At 74.7% G+C, this 19,143-nt stretch carries 17 protein-coding genes; 7 read left to right on the top strand and 10 right to left on the bottom strand.

All coding sequences use genetic code 11. The annotated features are described in order from the left end of the window. Positions 1-62 precede the first annotated feature (62 nt). Both JOF54_RS14520 and JOF54_RS14515 read left to right on the top strand, forming a co-directional pair. Entirely contained in the window at positions 63-881 is an 819-nt protein-coding gene (locus tag JOF54_RS14520) for a hypothetical protein (RefSeq protein ID WP_210057088.1), read from the top strand. Further along, positions 881-2,542: a DNA repair helicase XPB gene (locus JOF54_RS14515; RefSeq protein ID WP_210057086.1), complete on the top strand. Its 1,662-nt coding sequence runs from the start codon at positions 881-883 to the stop codon at positions 2,540-2,542. Before JOF54_RS14520 ends, JOF54_RS14515 begins: the two co-directional genes overlap by 1 nt. Positions 2,543-2,694: 152 nt before the next feature. On the opposite strand, the gene JOF54_RS14510 is transcribed toward JOF54_RS14515, so the two are convergent. Further along, positions 2,695-4,782 carry an MMPL family transporter gene (locus JOF54_RS14510; protein WP_210057084.1) on the bottom strand — a complete coding sequence of 696 codons (2,088 nt, stop codon included), beginning with the start codon at positions 4,780-4,782 and terminating at the stop codon, positions 2,695-2,697. A 119-nt stretch (positions 4,783-4,901) separates the two neighbouring features. Between JOF54_RS14510 and JOF54_RS14505 the strand changes: the two genes are divergently transcribed. Beyond that, positions 4,902-5,405 (top strand): MarR family winged helix-turn-helix transcriptional regulator, encoded by a 504-nt coding sequence (locus tag JOF54_RS14505; protein WP_210057082.1) that lies wholly within the window; start codon positions 4,902-4,904, stop codon positions 5,403-5,405. Positions 5,406-5,496: 91 nt separating this feature from the next. Then, positions 5,497-5,991 (top strand): VOC family protein, encoded by a 495-nt coding sequence (locus tag JOF54_RS14500; protein WP_210057080.1) that lies wholly within the window; start codon positions 5,497-5,499, stop codon positions 5,989-5,991. 108 nt (positions 5,992-6,099) lie between these two features. Here JOF54_RS14500 and JOF54_RS14495 read toward each other — a convergent pair whose 3' ends face one another. Then, a complete protein-coding gene (locus JOF54_RS14495; RefSeq protein ID WP_210057078.1) occupies positions 6,100-7,110 on the bottom strand; it encodes an aldo/keto reductase family protein in 1,011 nt (336 codons plus the stop codon). 144 nt (positions 7,111-7,254) lie between these two features. Between JOF54_RS14495 and JOF54_RS14490 the strand changes: the two genes are divergently transcribed. Together JOF54_RS14490 and JOF54_RS14485 are read left to right on the top strand one after the other, a co-directional pair. Then, on the top strand, positions 7,255-7,998 hold the full coding sequence (locus tag JOF54_RS14490; RefSeq protein WP_210057076.1) for a histidine phosphatase family protein: 744 nt from the start codon (positions 7,255-7,257) through the stop codon (positions 7,996-7,998). Next, the gene (locus JOF54_RS14485; protein WP_210057074.1) at positions 7,979-8,863 is read left to right on the top strand and encodes an NAD(P)H-hydrate dehydratase; all 885 of its coding nucleotides are present in this window, start codon (positions 7,979-7,981) and stop codon (positions 8,861-8,863) included. The genes JOF54_RS14490 and JOF54_RS14485 overlap by 20 nt, the downstream gene beginning before the upstream one ends. Before the next feature lie 27 nt (positions 8,864-8,890). On the opposite strand, the gene JOF54_RS14480 is transcribed toward JOF54_RS14485, so the two are convergent. Then, positions 8,891-10,141: an MFS transporter gene (locus JOF54_RS14480; RefSeq protein ID WP_210059585.1), complete on the bottom strand. Its 1,251-nt coding sequence runs from the start codon at positions 10,139-10,141 to the stop codon at positions 8,891-8,893. Beyond that, on the bottom strand, positions 10,138-10,716 hold the full coding sequence (locus JOF54_RS14475) for an NUDIX hydrolase (protein WP_210057072.1): 579 nt from the start codon (positions 10,714-10,716) through the stop codon (positions 10,138-10,140). The genes JOF54_RS14480 and JOF54_RS14475 overlap by 4 nt, the downstream gene beginning before the upstream one ends. A gap of 136 nt (positions 10,717-10,852) precedes the next feature. Here JOF54_RS14475 and JOF54_RS14470 point away from each other — a divergent pair, with 136 nt between their 5' ends. After that, positions 10,853-12,904: a HelD family protein gene (locus tag JOF54_RS14470; protein ID WP_307804192.1), complete on the top strand. Its 2,052-nt coding sequence runs from the start codon at positions 10,853-10,855 to the stop codon at positions 12,902-12,904. Between the two features lie 127 nt (positions 12,905-13,031). Here the strand turns inward: JOF54_RS14470 and JOF54_RS14465 are convergent, their stop codons facing one another. The 6 genes from JOF54_RS14465 to JOF54_RS14440 form a co-directional block, all read right to left on the bottom strand. Then, positions 13,032-13,535, bottom strand: a complete 504-nt coding sequence (locus tag JOF54_RS14465) for a MarR family winged helix-turn-helix transcriptional regulator (protein WP_210057071.1) — start codon at positions 13,533-13,535, stop codon at positions 13,032-13,034. Positions 13,536-13,600: 65 nt separating this feature from the next. Then, on the bottom strand, positions 13,601-15,052 hold the full coding sequence (locus tag JOF54_RS14460; RefSeq protein ID WP_210057069.1) for an ATP-binding protein: 1,452 nt from the start codon (positions 15,050-15,052) through the stop codon (positions 13,601-13,603). A gap of 10 nt (positions 15,053-15,062) precedes the next feature. Further along, a complete protein-coding gene (locus JOF54_RS14455; protein WP_210057067.1) occupies positions 15,063-16,757 on the bottom strand; it encodes an NAD(P)/FAD-dependent oxidoreductase in 1,695 nt (564 codons plus the stop codon). 181 nt (positions 16,758-16,938) lie between these two features. Then, positions 16,939-17,211 carry a DUF4031 domain-containing protein gene (locus JOF54_RS21575; RefSeq protein ID WP_210057065.1) on the bottom strand — a complete coding sequence of 91 codons (273 nt, stop codon included), beginning with the start codon at positions 17,209-17,211 and terminating at the stop codon, positions 16,939-16,941. Beyond that, a complete protein-coding gene (locus tag JOF54_RS14445; RefSeq protein WP_210057063.1) occupies positions 17,208-17,966 on the bottom strand; it encodes a copper homeostasis protein CutC in 759 nt (252 codons plus the stop codon). The genes JOF54_RS21575 and JOF54_RS14445 overlap by 4 nt, the downstream gene beginning before the upstream one ends. Continuing rightward, entirely contained in the window at positions 17,963-19,135 is a 1,173-nt protein-coding gene (locus JOF54_RS14440; protein ID WP_307804191.1) for a dipeptidase, read from the bottom strand. Before JOF54_RS14440 ends, JOF54_RS14445 begins: the two co-directional genes overlap by 4 nt. Between the last annotated feature and the right edge of the window lie 8 nt (positions 19,136-19,143).

Genomic DNA, 19,143 nt, shown 5'->3' with positions numbered 1-19,143 from the left:
ACGCCGGCCGCGGGCTCGCGCGGACGGCCGGCTGACCCGCGCGCGCCCACTAGACTGCACCGGTGCATGCCGCGACCGTGAGACGCCTCCTCGTCCTCGGCGTCTGCGCACTCGGGGTGGCCAGCCTGTACGTCGTGCCCGGCATCGCCCGCTCGCCGCAGCAGGTCGCCGCGCCGCGACCGCACGACGAGCCGACGGCCCGGCCCTCGCGCACGGCGGTGCGCGACGCCTCCGCCCCCACCAGCCCCCGGCCGGAGACCTCGTCCCGGCCCAGCGCCAGCACCACCCCGGCGGACGAGCCGTCCGCGGACCCGTCCCCCACCGCGACGGACCCGGAGGCACCGGCGACGTCCGAGGCGCCCCGCCCGGCGCGCACCGGGGCCACCGCCTTCGACCCGGCCGACCCCCGCGACGACGAGGCGCCCGCGCCGGTCGCCGCCGTCACCAGCGCCGAGGTCTCCCCCAGCCGCCTGACGCTGCGCTGGCCCGCCGCGGCCGACAACGTCGGGGTCGTGGAGTACAAGGTCGTCCTCAACGGCTTCGAGGTGGCGCGGACGCCCGAGACCACCGCCACCGTGCGCTGGTTCAACGACGACGCCCGCGAGCAGCTCGTCCAGGTGCAGGCGGTGGACGCGGCCGGGAACGAGAGCCCGAGCTCCCCGGCCCTGCTGGTCGCCCGCCCGACGCCCGGCCCCACGCCGAGCCCGTCCGAGCCCACGCCGGAGCCGACGGAGCCCACCCCGGAGCCGTCGGAGCCGACCACCGGCCCGACGCCCGCCCCCTCGGCGCCGACGCCGTCGGCGACCGACGACGAGACCCGCGGGGAGGCCCCGCTCGGCGACGCCGAGCCCGGACCCGGCCCCGCCGACGAGGAGAACTGATGCCCCCGGGTGCCGTGGGCGCCGGCCCGCTGGTCGTGCAGTCCGACCGCACGCTGCTGCTCGAGGTGGACCACCCCGACGCGGCCGCCTGCCGGATCGCCATCGCGCCGTTCGCCGAGCTCGAGCGCGCGCCCGAGCACATCCACACCTACCGGCTGACGCCGCTGGGCCTGTGGAACGCGCGCGCCGCCGGCCACGACGCCGAGCAGGTGGTCGACACCCTGCTCACCTACAGCCGCTACCCCGTCCCCAACGCCCTGCTGGTCGACGTCGCCGACACCATGGACCGCTACGGCCGGCTGCGGATCGAGAAGCACCCGACGCACGGCCTGGTGCTGGTCAGCACCGACCGCCCGGTGCTCGCCGAGGTGCTGAAGAGCGCCAAGGTCAAGGGCCTCGTGGGCGCGAAGGTCGACGACGACACCGTCGCCGTGCACCCCTCCGAGCGCGGCCACCTCAAGCAGGTGCTGCTGAAGCTCGGCTGGCCGGCGGAGGACCTCGCGGGCTACGTCGACGGCGAGGCGCACGCCATCGCCCTCGACCAGGACGGCTGGGAGCTGCGCCCCTACCAGGGCCAGGCGGCCGACGGCTTCTGGCACGGCGGCTCGGGCGTCGTCGTCCTCCCCTGCGGGGCGGGCAAGACGATCGTCGGCGCGGCCGCCATGGCCAAGGCGCAGGCGACGACGCTCATCCTCGTCACCAACACCGTCTCGGCCCGCCAGTGGCGCGACGAGCTGGTCAAGCGGACCACCCTGAGCCCGGAGGAGATCGGCGAGTACTCCGGCGCCAAGAAGGAGATCCGGCCGGTCACCATCGCCACCTACCAGGTGATCACCAGCAAGCGCGGCGGCGTGCACCCGCACCTGGAGCTGTTCGACGCCCGCGACTGGGGCCTGATCATCTACGACGAGGTGCACCTGCTGCCCGCGCCCGTGTTCCGGATGACGGCCGACCTGCAGGCCCGCCGCCGGCTGGGCCTGACGGCCACCCTGGTCCGCGAGGACGGCCGCGAGGGCGACGTCTTCTCCCTCATCGGGCCCAAGCGCTACGACGCGCCCTGGAAGGACATCGAGGCGCAGGGCTACATCGCGCCGGCGGACTGCATCGAGGTGCGGGTCACCCTCACCGAGGCCGAGCGGATGACCTACGCCGTCGCCGAGGCCGACGTGAAGTACCGGCTGGCCTCGACGGCCGACTCCAAGACCGACGTCGTCGTCGACCTCGTGGCCAAGCACCGGGGCGTCCCGACGCTGGTCATCGGCCAGTACGTCGACCAGCTGGACGAGCTGTCGGCCCGGCTCGGCGCGCCGCTGATCAAGGGCGACACCACCGTCCGGCAGCGGGAGAAGCTGTACGAGCAGTTCCGCTCCGGCGAGATCGACCTGATGGTGGTCAGCAAGGTCGCGAACTTCTCCATCGACCTGCCGACCGCGCAGGTGGCGATCCAGGTCTCGGGCGCCTTCGGCTCCCGGCAGGAGGAGGCGCAGCGGCTCGGCCGGCTGCTCCGCCCCAAGGCCGACGGGTTGACGGCCCGGTTCTACGCCGTCGTCTCCCGCGACACGGTGGACGCCGAGTTCGCCGCGCACCGCCAGCGCTTCCTGGCCGAGCAGGGCTACGCCTACCGGATCATGGACGCCGAGGACGCGGTCGCCGCGGACTGACCGCACGGTCTCCCCGGGAAACCAGCGCTCGATCGCTGCCGAGGCCCTGGACGGGGCTCCGCGGGTGGTCGAGCGCTGACTTCCCGGGGCGGACAGCCCCTGCCGCCGGGGGGCCGGCGCCCCGGGGGGTGAGGGGGGACGCCGGCCCGGTCTCAGACGAGCGCGCGCCGCGGCTCGAGGTCCTCGGGCTCGTCCACCGCGGGCTCGTCGACGGCCAGGTGCCGGGGCAGCCGTCGCGGCCACCAGAAGCGGTCGCCCAGCAGGTGCACGAGCGCCGGCACCAGCACCGTGCGGACCAGCAGCGTGTCCAGCAGCACGCCGAGCCCGACGATGATGCCGATCTCGGTCAGCACGATCACCGGCAGCACCCCGAGGACGGTGAAGACCGCGGCCAGCAGGATGCCCGCGCTGGTGATGACCCCGCCGGTGAGGGCGAGGGCCTCGACGATCCCCCGCCGGGTGCCGAGCCGGACCGACTCCTCCTGGGCCCGTGAGACCAGGAAGATGTTGTAGTCGACGCCCAGCGCCACCAGGAACAAGAAGGCCAGCAGTGGCACCTGGTAGTCCAGCGCCGGGAAGTCGAAGACGTGGGTGAAGGCCAGGCTGCCCGCGCCGAGAGCGGCGAAGAAGCTGAGCACGACCGTGAGGATCAGCACCAGCGGCGCCACCACCGCCCGCAGCAGCGCGACCAGGACGAGCACGACGACGAGCAGGATCAGCGGGCTGATCAGCAGCAGGTCGCGGATCGAGGCGTCCCGGGCGTCGAGGTTCGCCGCGACGCTGCCGCCGACGACGGCGTCCGGGTCGGCGGTGACCACGGCGTCCCGGATCGCGCGGACCGTGTCGTAGCTGGCCGCGGTGTCCGGGGCGGCGTCGATGACGACGTCGACCTCGGCCAGCGCGTCGGTCGACTCCCCCGGCGTGACTTGGGCGACGCCGGGCACGGCCTCCACGGCCCGGACGACGGCGTCGGCGGCTCCCGGGTCGGTCATCACGACGACGGGTGAGACGGCGCCGGCCGGGAAGGAGGCGGCCAGCGTGCGCAGGCCGTCGACGGACTCGGCCCGGGTGCGGAAGGTGTCCTCCTGGCTGAGCCCGTAGCCGGTGGACAGGGTGCCGGCGCTGAGCCCGGCCAGCAGCAGGACCGAGGCGACGACGACGGGCCAGGGCCGGCGGGCGGTGGCGTCGCCGACCTGGCGCCAGCCCCGGCCACCGGTGGCGACGGCCCCGCTCGGGTCGACCCGCGGCACCAACGGCCAGAACAGCCCGCGGGGGCAGACGACGAGCGCGGCGGGCAGCACGACGAGCCCGAAGACCAGGGCGACGACGATGCCGATGGCCCCGGCCACGCCGATCGCCCGGGTGCCGCCGAAGGCGGCCACGAGCAGGGTCAGCAGGGCGAGGACGACGGTGGTGCCCGAGGCGGCGATGGCCGGTCCGGCCCCGGCGATCGCGTCGCGCATGGCCTGGCGGCGGTCCTCGGTGCGGCGCAGCTCCTCGCGGTAGCGCGCGATCAGCAGCAGGGCGTAGTCGGTGCCCGCGCCGAAGACGAGGACCGAGACGATGCCGGTCGTCGACTCGTCGAACGGGATGGCCCCGCCCTGCGAGACCAGGCCCACGAGCGAGGCGACGACCCGGTCGGCCGTGCCGACCACGGCCAGCGGGATGACCCACAGCAGCGGGCTGCGGTAGGTGATGAGCAGCAGCAGGGCGACGACGGCGGCCGTGGTGGCCAGCAGGGTGATGTCGGCACCGGCGAACGCCCCGGCGATGTCGGCGGCGAAGCCGGCCCCGCCCGTCACCTGGGCGACGACGCCGTCGGGCAGGCCGGCGCGGACGACGTCGCGGATCGCGGCGACCCGCTCGGTGTTCTCCTCCCCGGTCACCTCTCCGGACAGCGGGATGGCCACCAGGGCGGCCGTGCCGTCGGGCGAGACCTGCGGCGGGGACACCCGGCCGTCGAGGGCCAGCGCGCCGAGCGCCTCGCCCTGGGCGGCCACGGCGGCGACGTCGGCCTCGCTCAGCGTGCCGCCGGGACGGCTGTAGACGACGAGCGCCGGGTTCAGCTGGCCCGACGGCAGCTGCTGCTGCAGCTGGGCGACCTCGGTCGACTGGGCGGACGCGGGCAGCCCGGCGGTCGGGTCGTCGCTGACCTTCAGGCCCGGGCTCAGGCCGATGACGAGGCCGCTGGCCACCACGGCCAGCGCGAGCACCGCCCACACCGAGCGTCGTCCCGTCACCAGTGCTGCTATACCTGCCCAGAAGCGGTGCACGGCTGCTCAATTCTCTCAGTTACCGATAGTCTTAGTGACTGAGAGACTAGGGACCCGGACGCCGACGCGCAAACAGGAGGAGGGACGTGGCGGACACCGCACGGCTGGAACAGCTGCGGGGGCTGGTCGTGGACCACCTGCGCCGCTACGGGGCCGAGGCCAGCCGCGTCGTCGACGTCTTCGCCAAGACGCACGGCATGCACCCGACCGACCTGCAGGCGCTGGTGCTGGTCCTCAACGGCGAGCGCCAGGGCCAGCCCGCGACGCCGGGGGTGCTGCGGCAGGTGCTCAACCTCACCTCGGGGGCCGTCACCGGGACGGTGGACCGGCTGGTCCGGGCCGGGCACGTCCGCCGGGTCCCCGACGCCCACGACCGCCGTCAGGTCCGGCTGCACCAGGACGAGGCGGGCCAGCGGCTGGGCCGGGAGTTCTTCGGCCCCCTCGGCGCCCGCGTCGGCGCCACCATGGCCCGCTACGACGAGCAGCAGCTGGAGCTGATCGAGGACTTCATGGCCACGATGGCCGAGGCCATGGCCGAGCACCGCCGCAGCCTGGAGGAGCAGCCCCCTGCCGCTCCCACCGCGCCCTGAGCCCACCGCGCCCTGAGCCTGTCGAAGGGCCGCGATGAGTTCCGCCCCACGCCGCGGTCTGCCCTCTCAACCCCACCGAGAGGAGCAAGCGATGCCCGCCATCATCCCGTGCCTGTGGTTCGCCGGCCAGGCCGAGGAGGCCGCCCGGTTCTACGTCTCCGTGTTCCCGAACTCCCGCGTCCTCAGCGTCAACCCCGCGCCGGTCGGCACCCCCGGCGTCGAGGAGGGAGCCGTGCTGACCGTCGAGTACGAGCTGGACGGGGCGCGGTTCACCGGCCTCAACGGCGGCCCGCAGTTCACCTTCGACGAGGCCGTCTCGTTCCAGGTCGACACCGCCGACCAGGCCGAGACCGACCACTACTGGGACGCCCTGACCGCCGACGGCGGCGAGGAGAGCGTCTGCGGCTGGCTCAAGGACCGGTTCGGGCTGGCCTGGCAGGTGGTCCCGCGCCAGCTGACCGAGCTGACGACCGACCCCGACCCGGCCCGCGCGGCCCGCGCCCTGCAGGCGATGCTGCAGATGCGGAAGATCGACATCGCGGCGATCGTGGCCGCCGCCGACGGCACCGCCGTCCCGGCCCCCTGACCCCCGGCCCTAGACCGGCTCCGCCCCTTCCCGCCCCGGAACGCGTGGACGAGTGGTGGGTAGACCCGCCACTCGTCCACGCGCTCCTCACGGGGAGAGCGCAGGCCCTCAGGCCTCGCGCGTCTTCGGCGAGCTCTCGAGCGTCTTCGCCGGGTCGCTGGTCACGGCGTCGCCGAGGACGTCGTCGATCTTCGCCAGCAGCGCGGGCTCCAGGGTCACCCCGGCGGCCTTGACGTTGTCGAAGACCTGCTCGGGGCGGGAGGCGCCGATGATCGCCGTCGCCACGTTGTCGTTCTGCAGCACCCACGCGATGGCCAGCTGGGCCATCGACAGCCCGGCCTCCTCGGCGATCGGCTTGAGCTGCTGCACCCGCTCGAGCACGTCGTCGTTCATCCAGCGGGCGATCATGTTGGCCCCGCCCTTGTCGTCGGTGGCGCGGGAGCCGGCCGGCAGGTCCTGGCCGGGCACGTACTTGCCGGTCAGCACGCCCTGGGCGATCGGGGACCAGACGACCTGGGAGATGCCGAGCTCCTTCGACGCCGGCACGACCTCGCCCTCGATGACGCGCCACAGCATCGAGTACTGCGGCTGGTTCGAGATCAGCTGGACGCCGAGGTCCTTCGCCAGGGCCGAGGCCTCGCGCATCTGGTCGGCGGTCCACTCGCTGACCCCGAGGTAGAGCACCTTGCCCGCGCGGACGAGGTCGGCGAACGCCTGCATCGTCTCCTCGAGCGGGGTCTCGTAGTCGTAGCGGTGCGCCTGGTAGAGGTCGACGTAATCGGTCTGGAGGCGCTTCAGCGAGCCGTTGATGGCCTCGCTGATGTGCTTGCGGGACAGGCCGAGGTCGTTGGGGCCCTTGGGGCCGGTCGGGCCGAAGACCTTGGTGAAGATCTCCACCGACTCGCGCCGCTCGCCCTTGAGCGCCTCGCCCAGGACCGTCTCGGCCTTGGTGTTGGCGTAGACGTCGGCGGTGTCGAAGGTCGTGATGCCGGCCTCGAGGGAGGCCTTGACGCAGGCGTGCGCCTGCTCGTTCTCCACCTGCGAGCCGTGGGTGAGCCAGTTGCCGTAGGTGATCTCCGAGATCTTGAGGCCGGAGTTGCCGAGGTAGCGGAAGTCCATGGGCGCCAACCTAGACCGCACCCCCACCCGCCCTGCCGGCGGGGCTGAATCGGTTCAGCAGCCCCTCCGCCCGGCTGTCGGAGGCGCCGGTTACGGTGGTCCGGGTCCGGGAGCCTCCCGGCCGCACCACCGCAGAGAGGGCCCATGGCTGTCGCCGAGCTGGTCGTCATCCGTCACGGGGAGAGCCAGGGCAACGCCGCGGCCGCCCGGGCCTACGCCGAAGACGCCGAGGTGATCGACGTCGGCGTGCGCGACGCCGACGTGGAGCTGTCCGACGTGGGCCGCGAGCAGGCCACCGCGCTGGGCCGGGGCCTCGCGCCGCTGCTCGCCGACGAGGTGCCCACCCTGCTCTGGTCCTCCACCTACGTGCGGGCGCAGCAGACGGCCGCGCTGGGCCTGGCCGCGGCCGGCGTCGACGCGCCGGTCGTGCGGCTCGACGAGCGGCTCCGCGACCGCGAGCTCGGCGTGCTCGACCTGCTCACCTGGAAGGGCGTCGTCCAGCGCTTCCCCGAGGAGGCCGAACGCCGCCGCTGGCTCGGGAAGTTCTACCACCGCCCGCCCGGCGGGGAGTCGTGGGCCGACGTCGTGCTCCGGGTCCGCAGCTTCCTGCGCGACCTGCAGGACCTCCCCGACGGCAGCCGCGTCGTCGTCTTCTGCCACGACGCCCTCGTGCTCTGCTTCCGCTACGTCTGCGAGGGCCTGGACGAGCGCCAGGTCCTCGACATCGGGGCCACCACCCCGGTCAAGAACGTGTCCATCACCCATCTCGGCCGGTCACCGGACGGCAGCTGGCAGGTCCGGCTGTTCAACGACGTCTCGCACCTCGAGGAGTCCGACGCCCCGGTCACCCAGCACCACGGAGACGCCCGTGTCCGACCCCAGACCTGATCCCGGCACCCCCCGCGAGGTCACCCCGAGCCTGCTGCGGTCCTGGCCGCTGCCCGACGCCGCCAGCTCCAAGTACGGCCGCGGGCAGGTGCTGATCGTCGGCGGGGCCGCCACCACCCCCGGGGCGGTCCAGCTGGCCGGGCTGGCCGCGCTGCGCGTCGGCGCGGGCCACCTGACCCTGGCCGTCGCCTCCTCCGCCGCGGTCCCGCTCGCGGTCGCGACGCCCGAGGCCGGCGTCGTCGGCCTGCCGCAGGACGACCGCGGCAGCGTGCTGGGCGGCGACCTCGACGCGATCGCGGACGACCTCGGCTCGGCCGACGTCGTCACCATCGGCGTCGGCCTGGACGAGCCGGAGGAGACCGCGCTGCTGGTCCGGAACGCGATCCCGCTGCTGGGCGAGGAGACGTGGCTGGTCCTCGACGCCTTCGCCCTCGGCGTGCTGCCGGGGATCGTCGAGGCGCTGGAGCCGATGCGCGGGCGCCTGGTCCTGACGCCCAACGGCCAGGAGGCCGCCCGGCTGCTGGGCCGCGAGGTCGAGGACGACGACGCCGACATCGCCGAGATCGCCGCCCGCTACGGCGCACTGGTCACCTGCTACGGCACGGTCGCCGACGCCGAGGGCCGGATCTGGAAGGTCGGCGCCGGCAACGGCGGGCTGGCCACCTCCGGCAGCGGCGACGTCCTGGTCGGCGCGGTCACCGGTCTGCTGGGCCGGACCGGGAAGGCCGACCAGGCCACCTGCTGGGCGACGCACGTGCACGCCGCCGCGGGCGACCGGCTGGCCGCGCGGATCGGCACCGTCGGGTTCCTCGCCCGCGAGCTGCTCGACGAGCTGCCCGTGGTGATGAGCGAGCTCGGCGCCTGAGGCTCCCGGCCCGTCCGACCGGCCGGCTCAGCCGCCGACGGGCGGGTTGCCGGGCTGCAGCAGGCTCGTGCTGCGGGCCAGCAGCAGCGCGACACCGCAGCCCAGCACCACCAGGACGGCGGTGAGCAGCACGACGCCGGACCAGCCGGCGGCGGTCCAGGCGCGACCGGCCGCGGCGCCCACCACCGAGCTGCCGACGTAGTAGGCGAACAGGTAGGTCGACGCCGCCTGCGCGGTCGCCCGGCCGCCGGCCCGCGCCCGGGCCGCGACCCAGCCGCTGGCCACGCCGTGGGCGGCGAAGAACCCGACGGTCATCACCGCCAGCGCGGCGACCACGAGCACCAGCGGGCCCGCCGCCGTCGCCAGCAGCCCGACGAGCATGACGACGACCGCCACCGGCACCACCGCCCGCCGGCCGTGCCGGTCGGCCAGCCGGCCCGCGGTGGTCGAGGCGACCGAGCCGAAGGCGTAGACGAGGAAGACCAGGCCGGCCAGCGCGGCGCTGAGCCCGTAGGGCGGGGACTCCAGCCGGAAGCCGAGGGCGTTGAAGACGGCGACGAAGGCGCCCATCAGCAGCGCGGCCAGCAGGTACAGGCCGAGCAGCACCGGGTCGGACAGCACCGCCCGGGCGCTCCGGGCGACGGTCCGCAGGCCCGGCTGGGCGGGGACGAAGCGGCGCGACGGCGGTAGCAGCCACAGCACGGCGACCGTGCAGAGCGCCCCCAGCACGGCGATGCCGCCGACGGCGAGGCGCCAGCCGCCCACGTCGGCCAGCGCGCCGGCCAGCAGCCGGCCGGCCATCCCGCCCAGGGCGTTGCCCCCGACGTAGAGCCCGGTGGCCTGCCCGGCCACGGAGGCGTCCAGCTCCTCGTTGAGGTAGGCGACGGCGACGGCGGGCAGCCCAGCCAGCGCCAGTCCCTGCGCGGCCCGGGCGCCCAGCAGCACGCCCCAGCTGGGCGCGAGCGCGCAGGCGACCCCCAGCAGGGTGGCGGCGGCGAGGCTGAGGGTGACCAGCCGGGTGCGCCCGAACCGCTCCGACAGCGGACCGGCGACCAGCAGCCCGACGGCCAGGGTCAGCGTCGTGAGGCTGACGGTCAGCGTGGACGCGGCCGCGCTGACGCCGAACCGCCGGCTCAGCTCGGGCAGCAGCGGCTGCGTGCTGTAGAGCAGCGCGAACACCGCGACGCCGGCGAGGAACAGCGCGAGCGAGGCCCGGCGGACGGCCGGGTCACCGGCCGGGTACGGCGCCGGGAGGCCCGGACCCGCTGACGTGCTCAGTGCACGTCGAGGACGGTCGACTCCTCCTGGGTGCCGAGGGCGACGGGCCAGCGGTCCCGCTCGTCGACGAGGTGCAGCAGCTCGACGAGCTCGTGCGGCCAGACCCAGTCGTCGGTCGCCCGCAGCTCCTCGGTCGACCACCAGCGGTGCTGCTGGAAGGTCAGCTGCTCGTCGGGGGTGTGCGCCGAGGTGTCCACGGTGAAGTCGGGGACCAGGGCCAGGTAGAAGGACTCGTCCTGCTCGATCACCCGGTCGGAGTAGCCGTGCACGACGTGCCGGTGGGCCACCGGTCCCAGCAGGTCGGCCGGGTCGAGCTGGAAGCCGGTCTCCTCCCAGACCTCGCGGACGGCCGCCTCGGTCTCGGTCTCGCCCGCGTCGATGCCGCCGCCCGGCGTCACCCACCAGCGCGCGTCGTCGAGGCCGGGGTCGCTGTCCTCGAACAGCAGCGTCTCGCCCGCCGGGTTGGTCAGCAGCACCCGGACCGTCGTCCGCAGCGTGCGCGGCCGGTCCGCCGGGTTCTCGACCGGGATGTAGGAGCGCTCGGTCTCCCCTGAGGTCGGCTTCTGTGAGGTCACCCGACCCAGGGTAGGAACCCGGGCCCCCGCCCCTGCGCGGGGGGTGCCGGAAAAGCCCTCGCCCGCCGTCCGGGAGCGGTGTAACTTGTCCCTCCCCTCCCCACCCCCGGCCGACTCGACATCGGAGCAGATCCGCGTGCCCGCACCCGCCCCGTCCGCCACCCTCGCCGCCGAGCAGCACCACCTCCTCGAGTCCCGCAGCGCCCTCCAGCGGATGCGCGAGCACACCGCCGGGCTGACCGCCACCGGCGGCGACCGGGTCTCCACCGAGCACCTCAAGCAGGTCCTGCACCGCCGGATGAAGGCGCTGGAGGACGACCCGGGCGTCCCGCTGTTCTTCGGCCGCCTCGACTACGCGACCGACCTCGGCGCCGAGCGCGACGAGACCCTCTACGTCGGCCGTCGGCACGTCACCGGCGAGGCGGGGGGCGAGCCGCTCGTCATCGACTGGCGGGCCGGGATGGCGCTGCCCTTCTACCAGGCGCGGGTCGGCGAGCCGATGCGCGTGCGCCGACGGCGCCGGTTCGGCTTCTCCTCCGGCCGGCTGACCGCCTTCGAGGACGAGGACCTCGTCCGCTCCCCCGCCGCCGAGGTGGAGGCGGCGGCGTCGGCCATCCTCGAGTCCGAGATCGAGCGGCCCCGCACCGGGCCGATGCGCGACATCGTCGCCACCATCCAGCCCGAGCAGGACACCATCGTCCGCGCCCGGCTGGACCAGTCGTTGTGCGTCCAGGGCGCCCCGGGCACGGGCAAGACCGCCGTCGGCCTGCACCGCGCGGCGTACCTGCTCTACGCCTACCGCGAGCAGCTGGCCCGCTCCGGCGTGCTGGTCGTCGGCCCCAACGACAGCTTCCTCTCCTACATCGCCGACGTGCTGCCCGCCCTCGGCGAGATCGACGCCACCCAGGCCACCGTCGGCTCGCTGGTCAGCGGGGCCACCGGCATCGCCGTCCGCGGGCAGGAGCCGGCCCCGGCCGCGGTCGTCAAGGGTGACGCCCGGATGGCCGAGGTGCTGCGGCGCGCGGTGTGGGGTCACCTGGGGCACGCGACCGAGGCGCTCGTCGTCCCCCGCGGGGCCTACCAGTGGCGGGTCGGGGCCTACCTGGCCGAGGAGGTGCTGGTCGAGCTGCGCGACCGCGGCGTCCGCTACGAGGCGGGCCGGGCGATGCTGCCGCAGCGGCTGGCCCACCAGGTGCTGCTGCGGATGGAGGCCTCCGGGGACTCCCCGGACGACCGGGTGCAGAACGCCGTCGCCCGCAGCCGCCCCGTCCGCGCCTACGCCGAGCAGCTGTGGCCCGCGCTCGACCCGGCGAAGCTGGTGCTCCGGCTGCTCACCGACGCCGACCTCCTGGCCCGCTGCGCCGAGGGCCTGCTGGACGCCGACGAGCAGCAGCTGGTGCTGATGCCCACGAAGGCCCGGACGGTGGCCGCCGCCCGCTTCACCCTGGCCGACGTCGTGCTCGTCGACGAGGTGGCCGACCTGCTGCACCGCACCCCGAGCCTGGGCCACGTCGTCCTCGACGAGGCGCAGGACCTGTCGCCGATGATGCTGCGGGCCGTGGGCCGTCGGGCCTCGACCGGCTCGGTCACCGTCCTCGGCGACCTCGCCCAGGCCACGACGCCGTGGGCCACCCGCTCGTGGCGGGAGTCGCTGGGCCACCTCGGGCAGCCCGACGCGGTGGTCGAGGAGCTGGTCGCCGGGTTCCGGGTGCCGGGCGCGGTGATCGACTACGCCGCCCGGCTGCTGCCCCGGATCGCCCCCTCGCTGACCCCGCCGCACTCGGTCCGCCGATCCCGGGGCGAGCTGGACCTGCGGGCGGCGGCGGACCCCGCGGCCGCCGTCGTCACCGCCGTCAGGAGCGCGCTGGCCGCCGAGGGCACCGTCGGCGTCATCGTGCCCGACGCCGTCGTCCCCGTGGTCCGGACGGCGCTGACGGCGGCGGGGGTGGTGTTCGAGCTGCTGGGCGAGCAGGCCCAGGGCTTCGAGAGCCGCGTCGACCTGGTCCCGGCGACGCTGGCCAAGGGCCTGGAGTTCGACCACGTGGTGCTGCTGGAGCCGGCCGGGATCGTGGCCGGGGAGCCCGACCGGGTGACGGGGCTCCGCCGGCTCTACGTCTGCCTCACCCGCGCGGTCAGCTCGCTCGTGGTGGTCCACGGCGAGCCGCTGCCCGAGGAGCTGGACGCCTAGCCCGTCGAAGGCCCTTCGACAGGCTCAGGGAGCGGGAGCTGCTGCGGCTGAGCTCGCCCGCCGCTGCCTGAGCTCGTCGAAGGCCCTTCGACAGGCTCAGGGAGCGGGGTCGGTCAAGGAACGGCGGTCAGGAGACCGGGGGCTGCGCCTGCTGGGCGACGGCGTCGACGGTCGAGGCCTCGAGCCGGGCGGTGAGGGCCTGCAGCTGCTCGGTGAGCTCTCGGTACTCGTCCGGCGTCTGGCCGGTGGCGGCGCCCATCTCGGCAGCGACCTCGGAGGCCTGGGCCTCCAGGGCGGTGCCGCGCTCGGTGAGGCCGATGATCATCAGCCGCTCGTCGCTGGCGGCCCGGGTGCGGGTGACCAGGCCCATCGCCTGCAGCCGCTTGAGCAGCGGGGACAGGGTGCTGGAGTCCAGGCTCAGCCGCTGGCCGATGCCGCCGACCGAGCTGGGCCCCTCCTCCCAGAGCAGGAGCATGACGAGGTACTGGGGGTAGGTGAGCCCGACGTCGGTCAGCGCGACGCGGTAGCGGGCCGTCATCGCGCGGGACGCGGTGTAGAGGGCGAGGCACAGCTGTTGGTCCAGGCTGATGCCGACCGCGGTCGCCGGGACGACGGGGAGGGAGGCCACCATGGACCCAGGCTAAACCGTTCCAGCAGCCCGCGCCGCCGCGACCGCGGACCGGTCCCCGCCCGCGCTCAGCCGGCGGCGGCCGGGGCGGTGAGCGGGAGCCGCACCTGGAAGCGGGTGTCGCCCGGCCGCGAGACCACGCGCAGGTCGCCGCCATGCCGCTGGGTGACCACCCGGTAGGAGATGTCCAGGCCCAGCCCGGTGCCCTCGCCGACCGGCTTGGTGGTGAAGAACGGCTCGAAGATCCGCTGCTGCAGCTCCTCGGGGATGCCGGTGCCGGTGTCCCCGACCTCCACCAGCACGTGGTCGCCCTCGAGCGCGGTGCGCACGGTCAGCGTGCCGCCGTCGGGCATGGCGTGCACCGCGTTGTCGATGAGGTTCGTCCACACCTGGTTCAGCTCGGCGGGGTGCGCCGGGATGGTCGGCAGGTCGGGGGCCAGCTCCTTGACGACCGCGATCTTCCCCGACGCCTTGATCTTGTGGCCGAGCATCACCATGGTGCTGATCAGCCCGTCGCGGACGTCGATGTCGGCGTAGGCGGCCCGGTCCATCTGCGAGTACTGCTTGGCCGCGCCGACCAGGGCCGAGATGCGGTGGGTCGAGTCCTCGATCTCCCCCATCAGCTGCTCGGTGTCCAGGGCGTAGGTGACCCAGTGGATGCCGTCGGCCAGCTGCTCGGCGGGCATGGTGCCCGCGATCTCGTCCAGCCAGTCGGTGCCGACGCCGGCGGCGACCAGCGTCGGGGCCAGGTCCCAGGCGTTGGGCACGCGGTGGTCGTCCAGCCAGTCGCTCAGCGCGTCCTCGGCGTCCCCGACCTCCATGGGCGAGAGCTCCTCGGCCTTGACCATCCGCTCGACGGCCGCCTCCTGCAGCTCGGTGAGCGCGACCAGGGCCTTGGGGTCGACGTCGGAGGTGGCGAGGTGGGCCAGCTTGCCGCGCATCTTGCTGACCCGCTCGCGCAGCGCCGCGGTGGCCCGGACGGCCGCAGCCGCCGGGTTGTTGAGCTCGTGGGTCAGGCCGGCCGAGAGCCGGCCGAGGGACAGCAGCCGCTCCCGCTGGCCGATGATCGCCTGGCTGGAGCGGTAGCCGATCGTCACGCCCTCGAGCATGTGCATGGCCATCGGGAACCACAGCCGGATCTGCGGGCCGAAGACGTTCGCGTCGATCACCCAGAACTCGGCGTCGGTGACGGCGGTGGCGGTGTTGAGGTAGCGGGGCGCCTCGGCGCTGGGCACGAAGGCCTGGGTGGCGCCGGAGTAGACCCCGCGCTGCGAGGTCCGGGTGAACTCCACCTGGGTGCCCTCGACGGCGCGCTGCAGCGTCATCGTGCCCGCCAGCAGCACGAAGAAGCAGGTCGCCTCCTCGCCCTCGGTGAAGACGGCTGTGCCGGCGGCCCGGGTCTCGACGTAGCCGCGCTCGCTCAGCCAGCTGAGCTGCTCGGGCTCCAGCGCCTCGAAGAGGAAGAGCGTGGCCAGCTCGTCCGGGCTGAGCCGGGCGGCCGGGGTCGGGTCGGACGTCATCGGGGTCTCCCTACTGCTCGGCCAGGTAGCGGTGGACGAGGGTGACGGCCAGCGCACCCTCCCCGACGGCGGACGCGACCCGCTTGACCGACTGCGCGCGCACGTCGCCGGCGACGAAGACGCCGGGGATGCTCGACTCCAGCAGGTAGGGGTCGCGGGGCAGGTCCCAGCTGGGCGGCGGGGCGTCGCCGCGCAGCAGCTCCAGGCCGGTGACGACGAAGCCGCTGGGGTCGCGGACGACCTCGGGCGGCAGCCAGCCGGTCAGCGGGGCCGCGCCGATGAAGACGAACAGGTGGCCCGCGTCGACGACCTCCTCGCTGCCGTCGACGTGCCGCAGCGTCACCTGCTGCAGCCGGTCCTCCCCGTCGCAGCGGGCGACGGTGGTGCAGGTGCGCACCTCGATGGTGTCGATCGCCGCGATCTGGTCGATGAGGTAGCTGGACATCGAGCGCTCCAGGCCGTCACCCCGGACGGCGATCGTCACCTTCGCGGCGTGCCGGGAGAAGAAGACGGCCGCCTGGCCCGCGGAGTTGGCGCCGCCGACGACGATGACGTGGTCCCCGGCGCAAGCCGGCGCCTCGGTGGAGGCCGAGCCGTAGTAGACGCCGCGGCCCACCAGGTCGTCAGCTCCGGGGGCGTCGAGGTGGCGGTAGCTGACGCCCGTCGCCAGCACCACGGCGTGGGCCAGGACCGAGCTGCCGTCGTCGAAGGTGACCTGGCGGGCGGGACCCTTGACCTCCAGCCCGGTGACGGTGCGCGCGGTGATGAGCTCGGCGCCGAAGCGGAGCGCCTGACGGCGGGCCCGGTCGGTCAGCTGGCCGCCGGCCACGCCGTCGGGGAAGCCGAGGTAGTTCTCGATCCGCGAGCTCTGCCCCGCCTGGCCGCCCGCGGCCTCGCGCTCGACCATCACCGACTTGAGCCCCTCGGAGGCGGCGTAGACGGCGGCGCCCAGGCCGGCCGGTCCGGCACCGACGATGACGACGTCGTAGAGCTCGGCCTGCGGGGTGGTGCTGAGGCCGACGGCCCCGGCGAGCTCCTGCAGGCTCGGCTGGACCAGGGCGCGGCCGTCGGTGGTGATGACGACGGGGGCCTGGCTGGCCTCGGCGCCCGCGGCGGCCAGCAGCCGCCGGCCGTCGGCGTCGTCGACGTGGTACCAGGTGTAGGGCACGAGGTTGCGGGCCAGGAAGTCGCGCACCTCGTAGGACGCCGGGTTCCAGGGGTGGCCGAGGATCTTGGTCCGGTGCGCGGCCGGCCGGCCCTCGCGCAGCCAGGAGGCCAGCAGCTCGTCGACGACCGGGTAGAACTTCTCCTCCGGCGGCTCCCACGGCTTGAGCAGGTAGTGGTCGACGTCGACGACGTTGATGGCGGCGATCGCGGCCTCGGTGTCGGCGTAGGCCGTCAGCAGCGCCCGGCGGGCCTGCGGGACCAGGTCCATGGCCTGCTCCAGGAACTCGACGCCGTTCATCCGGGGCATCCGGTAGTCGGCCAGGATGACGGCCACCTGCTCGCCGCGCAGGACGACCTCGCGGATCAGCTCGAGGGCCTCGGAGCCGGAGTCGGCGCGCATCACCCGGTAGTCCGCGCCGTACTGGCGGCGCAGGTCGCGGGCCACGGCCCGGGAGACGGTGGGGTCGTCGTCGACGGTCAGCAGGATGGGCCGGGCGACCCGCTCGCGCGGCTCCCCCTCGGGGCGGTCGGCGGTCATGCCGGTCCTCCAGGGACGGGGTCAGCGGTCGGGTGGTGGGGGTCCGCGGGCGGCGCTGTCAGCGGGAGGGTGACGAGGGTCGCGCACGACGGCACGGAGACCTCCTTCTCGGGTCGGGGCCCATCCTGCCCGCCGCACCCGCCCGGGGCGAGCCCTTCGTCCGAGGGCGAACAGCGACGGCTCAGCGGGCCAGCCGGGAGACCTTGCGGCGGCGCAGCCCGGCGGCGTGCAGCCGGGCGACGATCTCCCGCGAGGGCACCAGCACCGCCCCGGCCGCGACGGCGTCGTCGAAGCGCTCGGCGATGACGTCGTAGTGGTCGCGCTCGAAGGCGCGCCGCGGCAGGCCGATGCCGGCCGCGAAGGCGTGCAGCTCCTCGAACGAGGTGTCGCTGGCCAGGTGGGACCAGAGCCGGCCGTGGCCGGGCCAGGTGGGGGCGTCGATGAGGACGGTCACGCGCCGGCGGGGGCGGCGGGCTCGGCGGGCGGGGCCGCGGCGGGTGGCAGCGACGCGTCGGCGTCGGCCACCTGCTCGTCCAGCAGGCTGCGCCAGGTCCGCACCAGGTCGGGGTCGACGTAGGCCTTCCACGAGCCCAGCGGGCGGGCCGAGGAGCCGATGTGGAAGGCGCGGACGCCGGCCCGCACCAGCCAGGGCACGTGCTCGGGCAGCAGGCCGCCGCCGGCCATGATCGTCGCGCGGGCGAAGGCGTCGGAGCGGGCCCGGGCGACCAGCTCGTCGAGGCCCTCGCTGACCCCGCGGGCGGAGCCGGCCGTCAGCACCTGGTCCAGGCCGGGCAGGTGCCGGAGCTCCCGCCAGGCGCGGTCGGTGGAGATGCAGGAGTCGACGGCGCGGTGGAAGGTCCAGCCCGGCCGGGCGTCGGCGACGACCTCGGTGACCACCTCGACGTCGACCTCGGTGTGGGCGTTCAGGAAGCCGAGCACCAGCCCGTCGGCGCCGGCCGCCTGGTAGGCCGAGACCAGGCCCTTGAGGTGGGCGACCTCGCCGCCGTCGGTGCCGAAGCCCTCGCGCAGCCGCAGCATCGCCCGGACCGGCAGGCTCGTGGCGGCGCGCACCTGCTCGACGAGCCGGGGCTCCGGGGAGAGACCGTCGTGCTCCATCGTGCCGACCAGCTCGATGCGGTCGGCGCCGCCCGCCTCGGCGCGCTCGGCGTCGGCGGCGTGCCGGGCGATGACCTCCAGGAGGCCGCTCACGCGGCGCTCCCCGCCCCCTCGGACCCGCCGCCGTCCAGGGCGCCGATCGTGGCGATCGAGGGCATCCGCTGGTCGCGCAGCCGGTAGGAGACGGCCTCCGCGTCGTGGAAGGTGCGGACGATGTTCGCCGAGGCCAGCTTGGTCAGGTCCTCCTCCGACCACGACTGCGCGCGCAGGGCGTCCAGCAGCGCCGGGTAGCACGAGACGTCCTCCAGGCCCTCGGGCAGCACGCCGACGCCGTCGTAGTCCCCGCCCAGGCCGACGTGGTCGACGCCGGCGACCTCGCGCACGTGCTCGAGGTGGGCGACGACGTCGGCCAGCGTCGAGCGCGGCCGGGGCACGGCGTAGCGGGCCCAGAAGCCGTCCATCGCGCTCAGGTCGCGCGGGTCGAGGCCCTCGGCCCGGGCCTGCTGCTCGGCCTCCAGGGCCCAGGCCCGGACGTCGGGGCTGACGAAGGTGGGCACGAACGTCACCATGCAGGTGCCGCCGTTGGCCGCGAGGGAGGCCAGCACGTCGTCGGGCACGTTGCGCGGGTGGTCGCAGACGGCGCGGGCCGAGGAGTGGCTGAAGATGACCGGCGCCTCGCTGGCCTCGATGGCGTGGCGCATGGTCGTCGCCGCGACGTGGCTGAGGTCGACGAGCATGCCCATCCGGTTCATCTCGGCCACCACCTCCCGGCCGAAGGCGGTCAGCCCGCCGTGCCGGGGCTCGTCGGTGGCCGAGTCGGCCCAGTCGGTGTTCTCGTTGTGGGTCAGCGTCAGGTAGCGCACGCCCAGCCGGTAGAGGGTGCGCAGCGCCCCGAGGGAGTTGTTGATCGAGTGCCCGCCCTCGGCGCCCATCAGGCTGCCGATGAGGTACGGGTCGGCCAGCGTGGCCTCCAGGCCGTCGGCGCTGGTCACCAGGGCCAGGTCGGAGACGTAGCGCTGCACCATGTCGTAGACGGCGTCGACCTGCTCCAGCGTGGCGGTGACGGCGGCGTCGCCGCGCAGCGAGCAGGGCACGAACACCGACCAGAACTGGGCGCCGAGCGCGCCGGCCCGCAGCCGCGGCAGGTCGGTGTGCAGCTGCGGCTGGGACCGCGCGATGTCGACGGCGTCGAAGTCGTAGCCCACCCCCCGCATCGCCCACGGCAGGTCGTTGTGCCCGTCCACCACACGCAGTGCGCTCACGTGCCCGA

It is taken from the genome of Microlunatus capsulatus (assembly GCF_017876495.1).
In the GTDB taxonomy this organism is placed as follows: Bacteria; Actinomycetota; Actinomycetes; order Propionibacteriales; family Propionibacteriaceae; genus Microlunatus; species Microlunatus capsulatus.
This window is presented reverse-complemented; position numbering and strand designations above follow the sequence as displayed.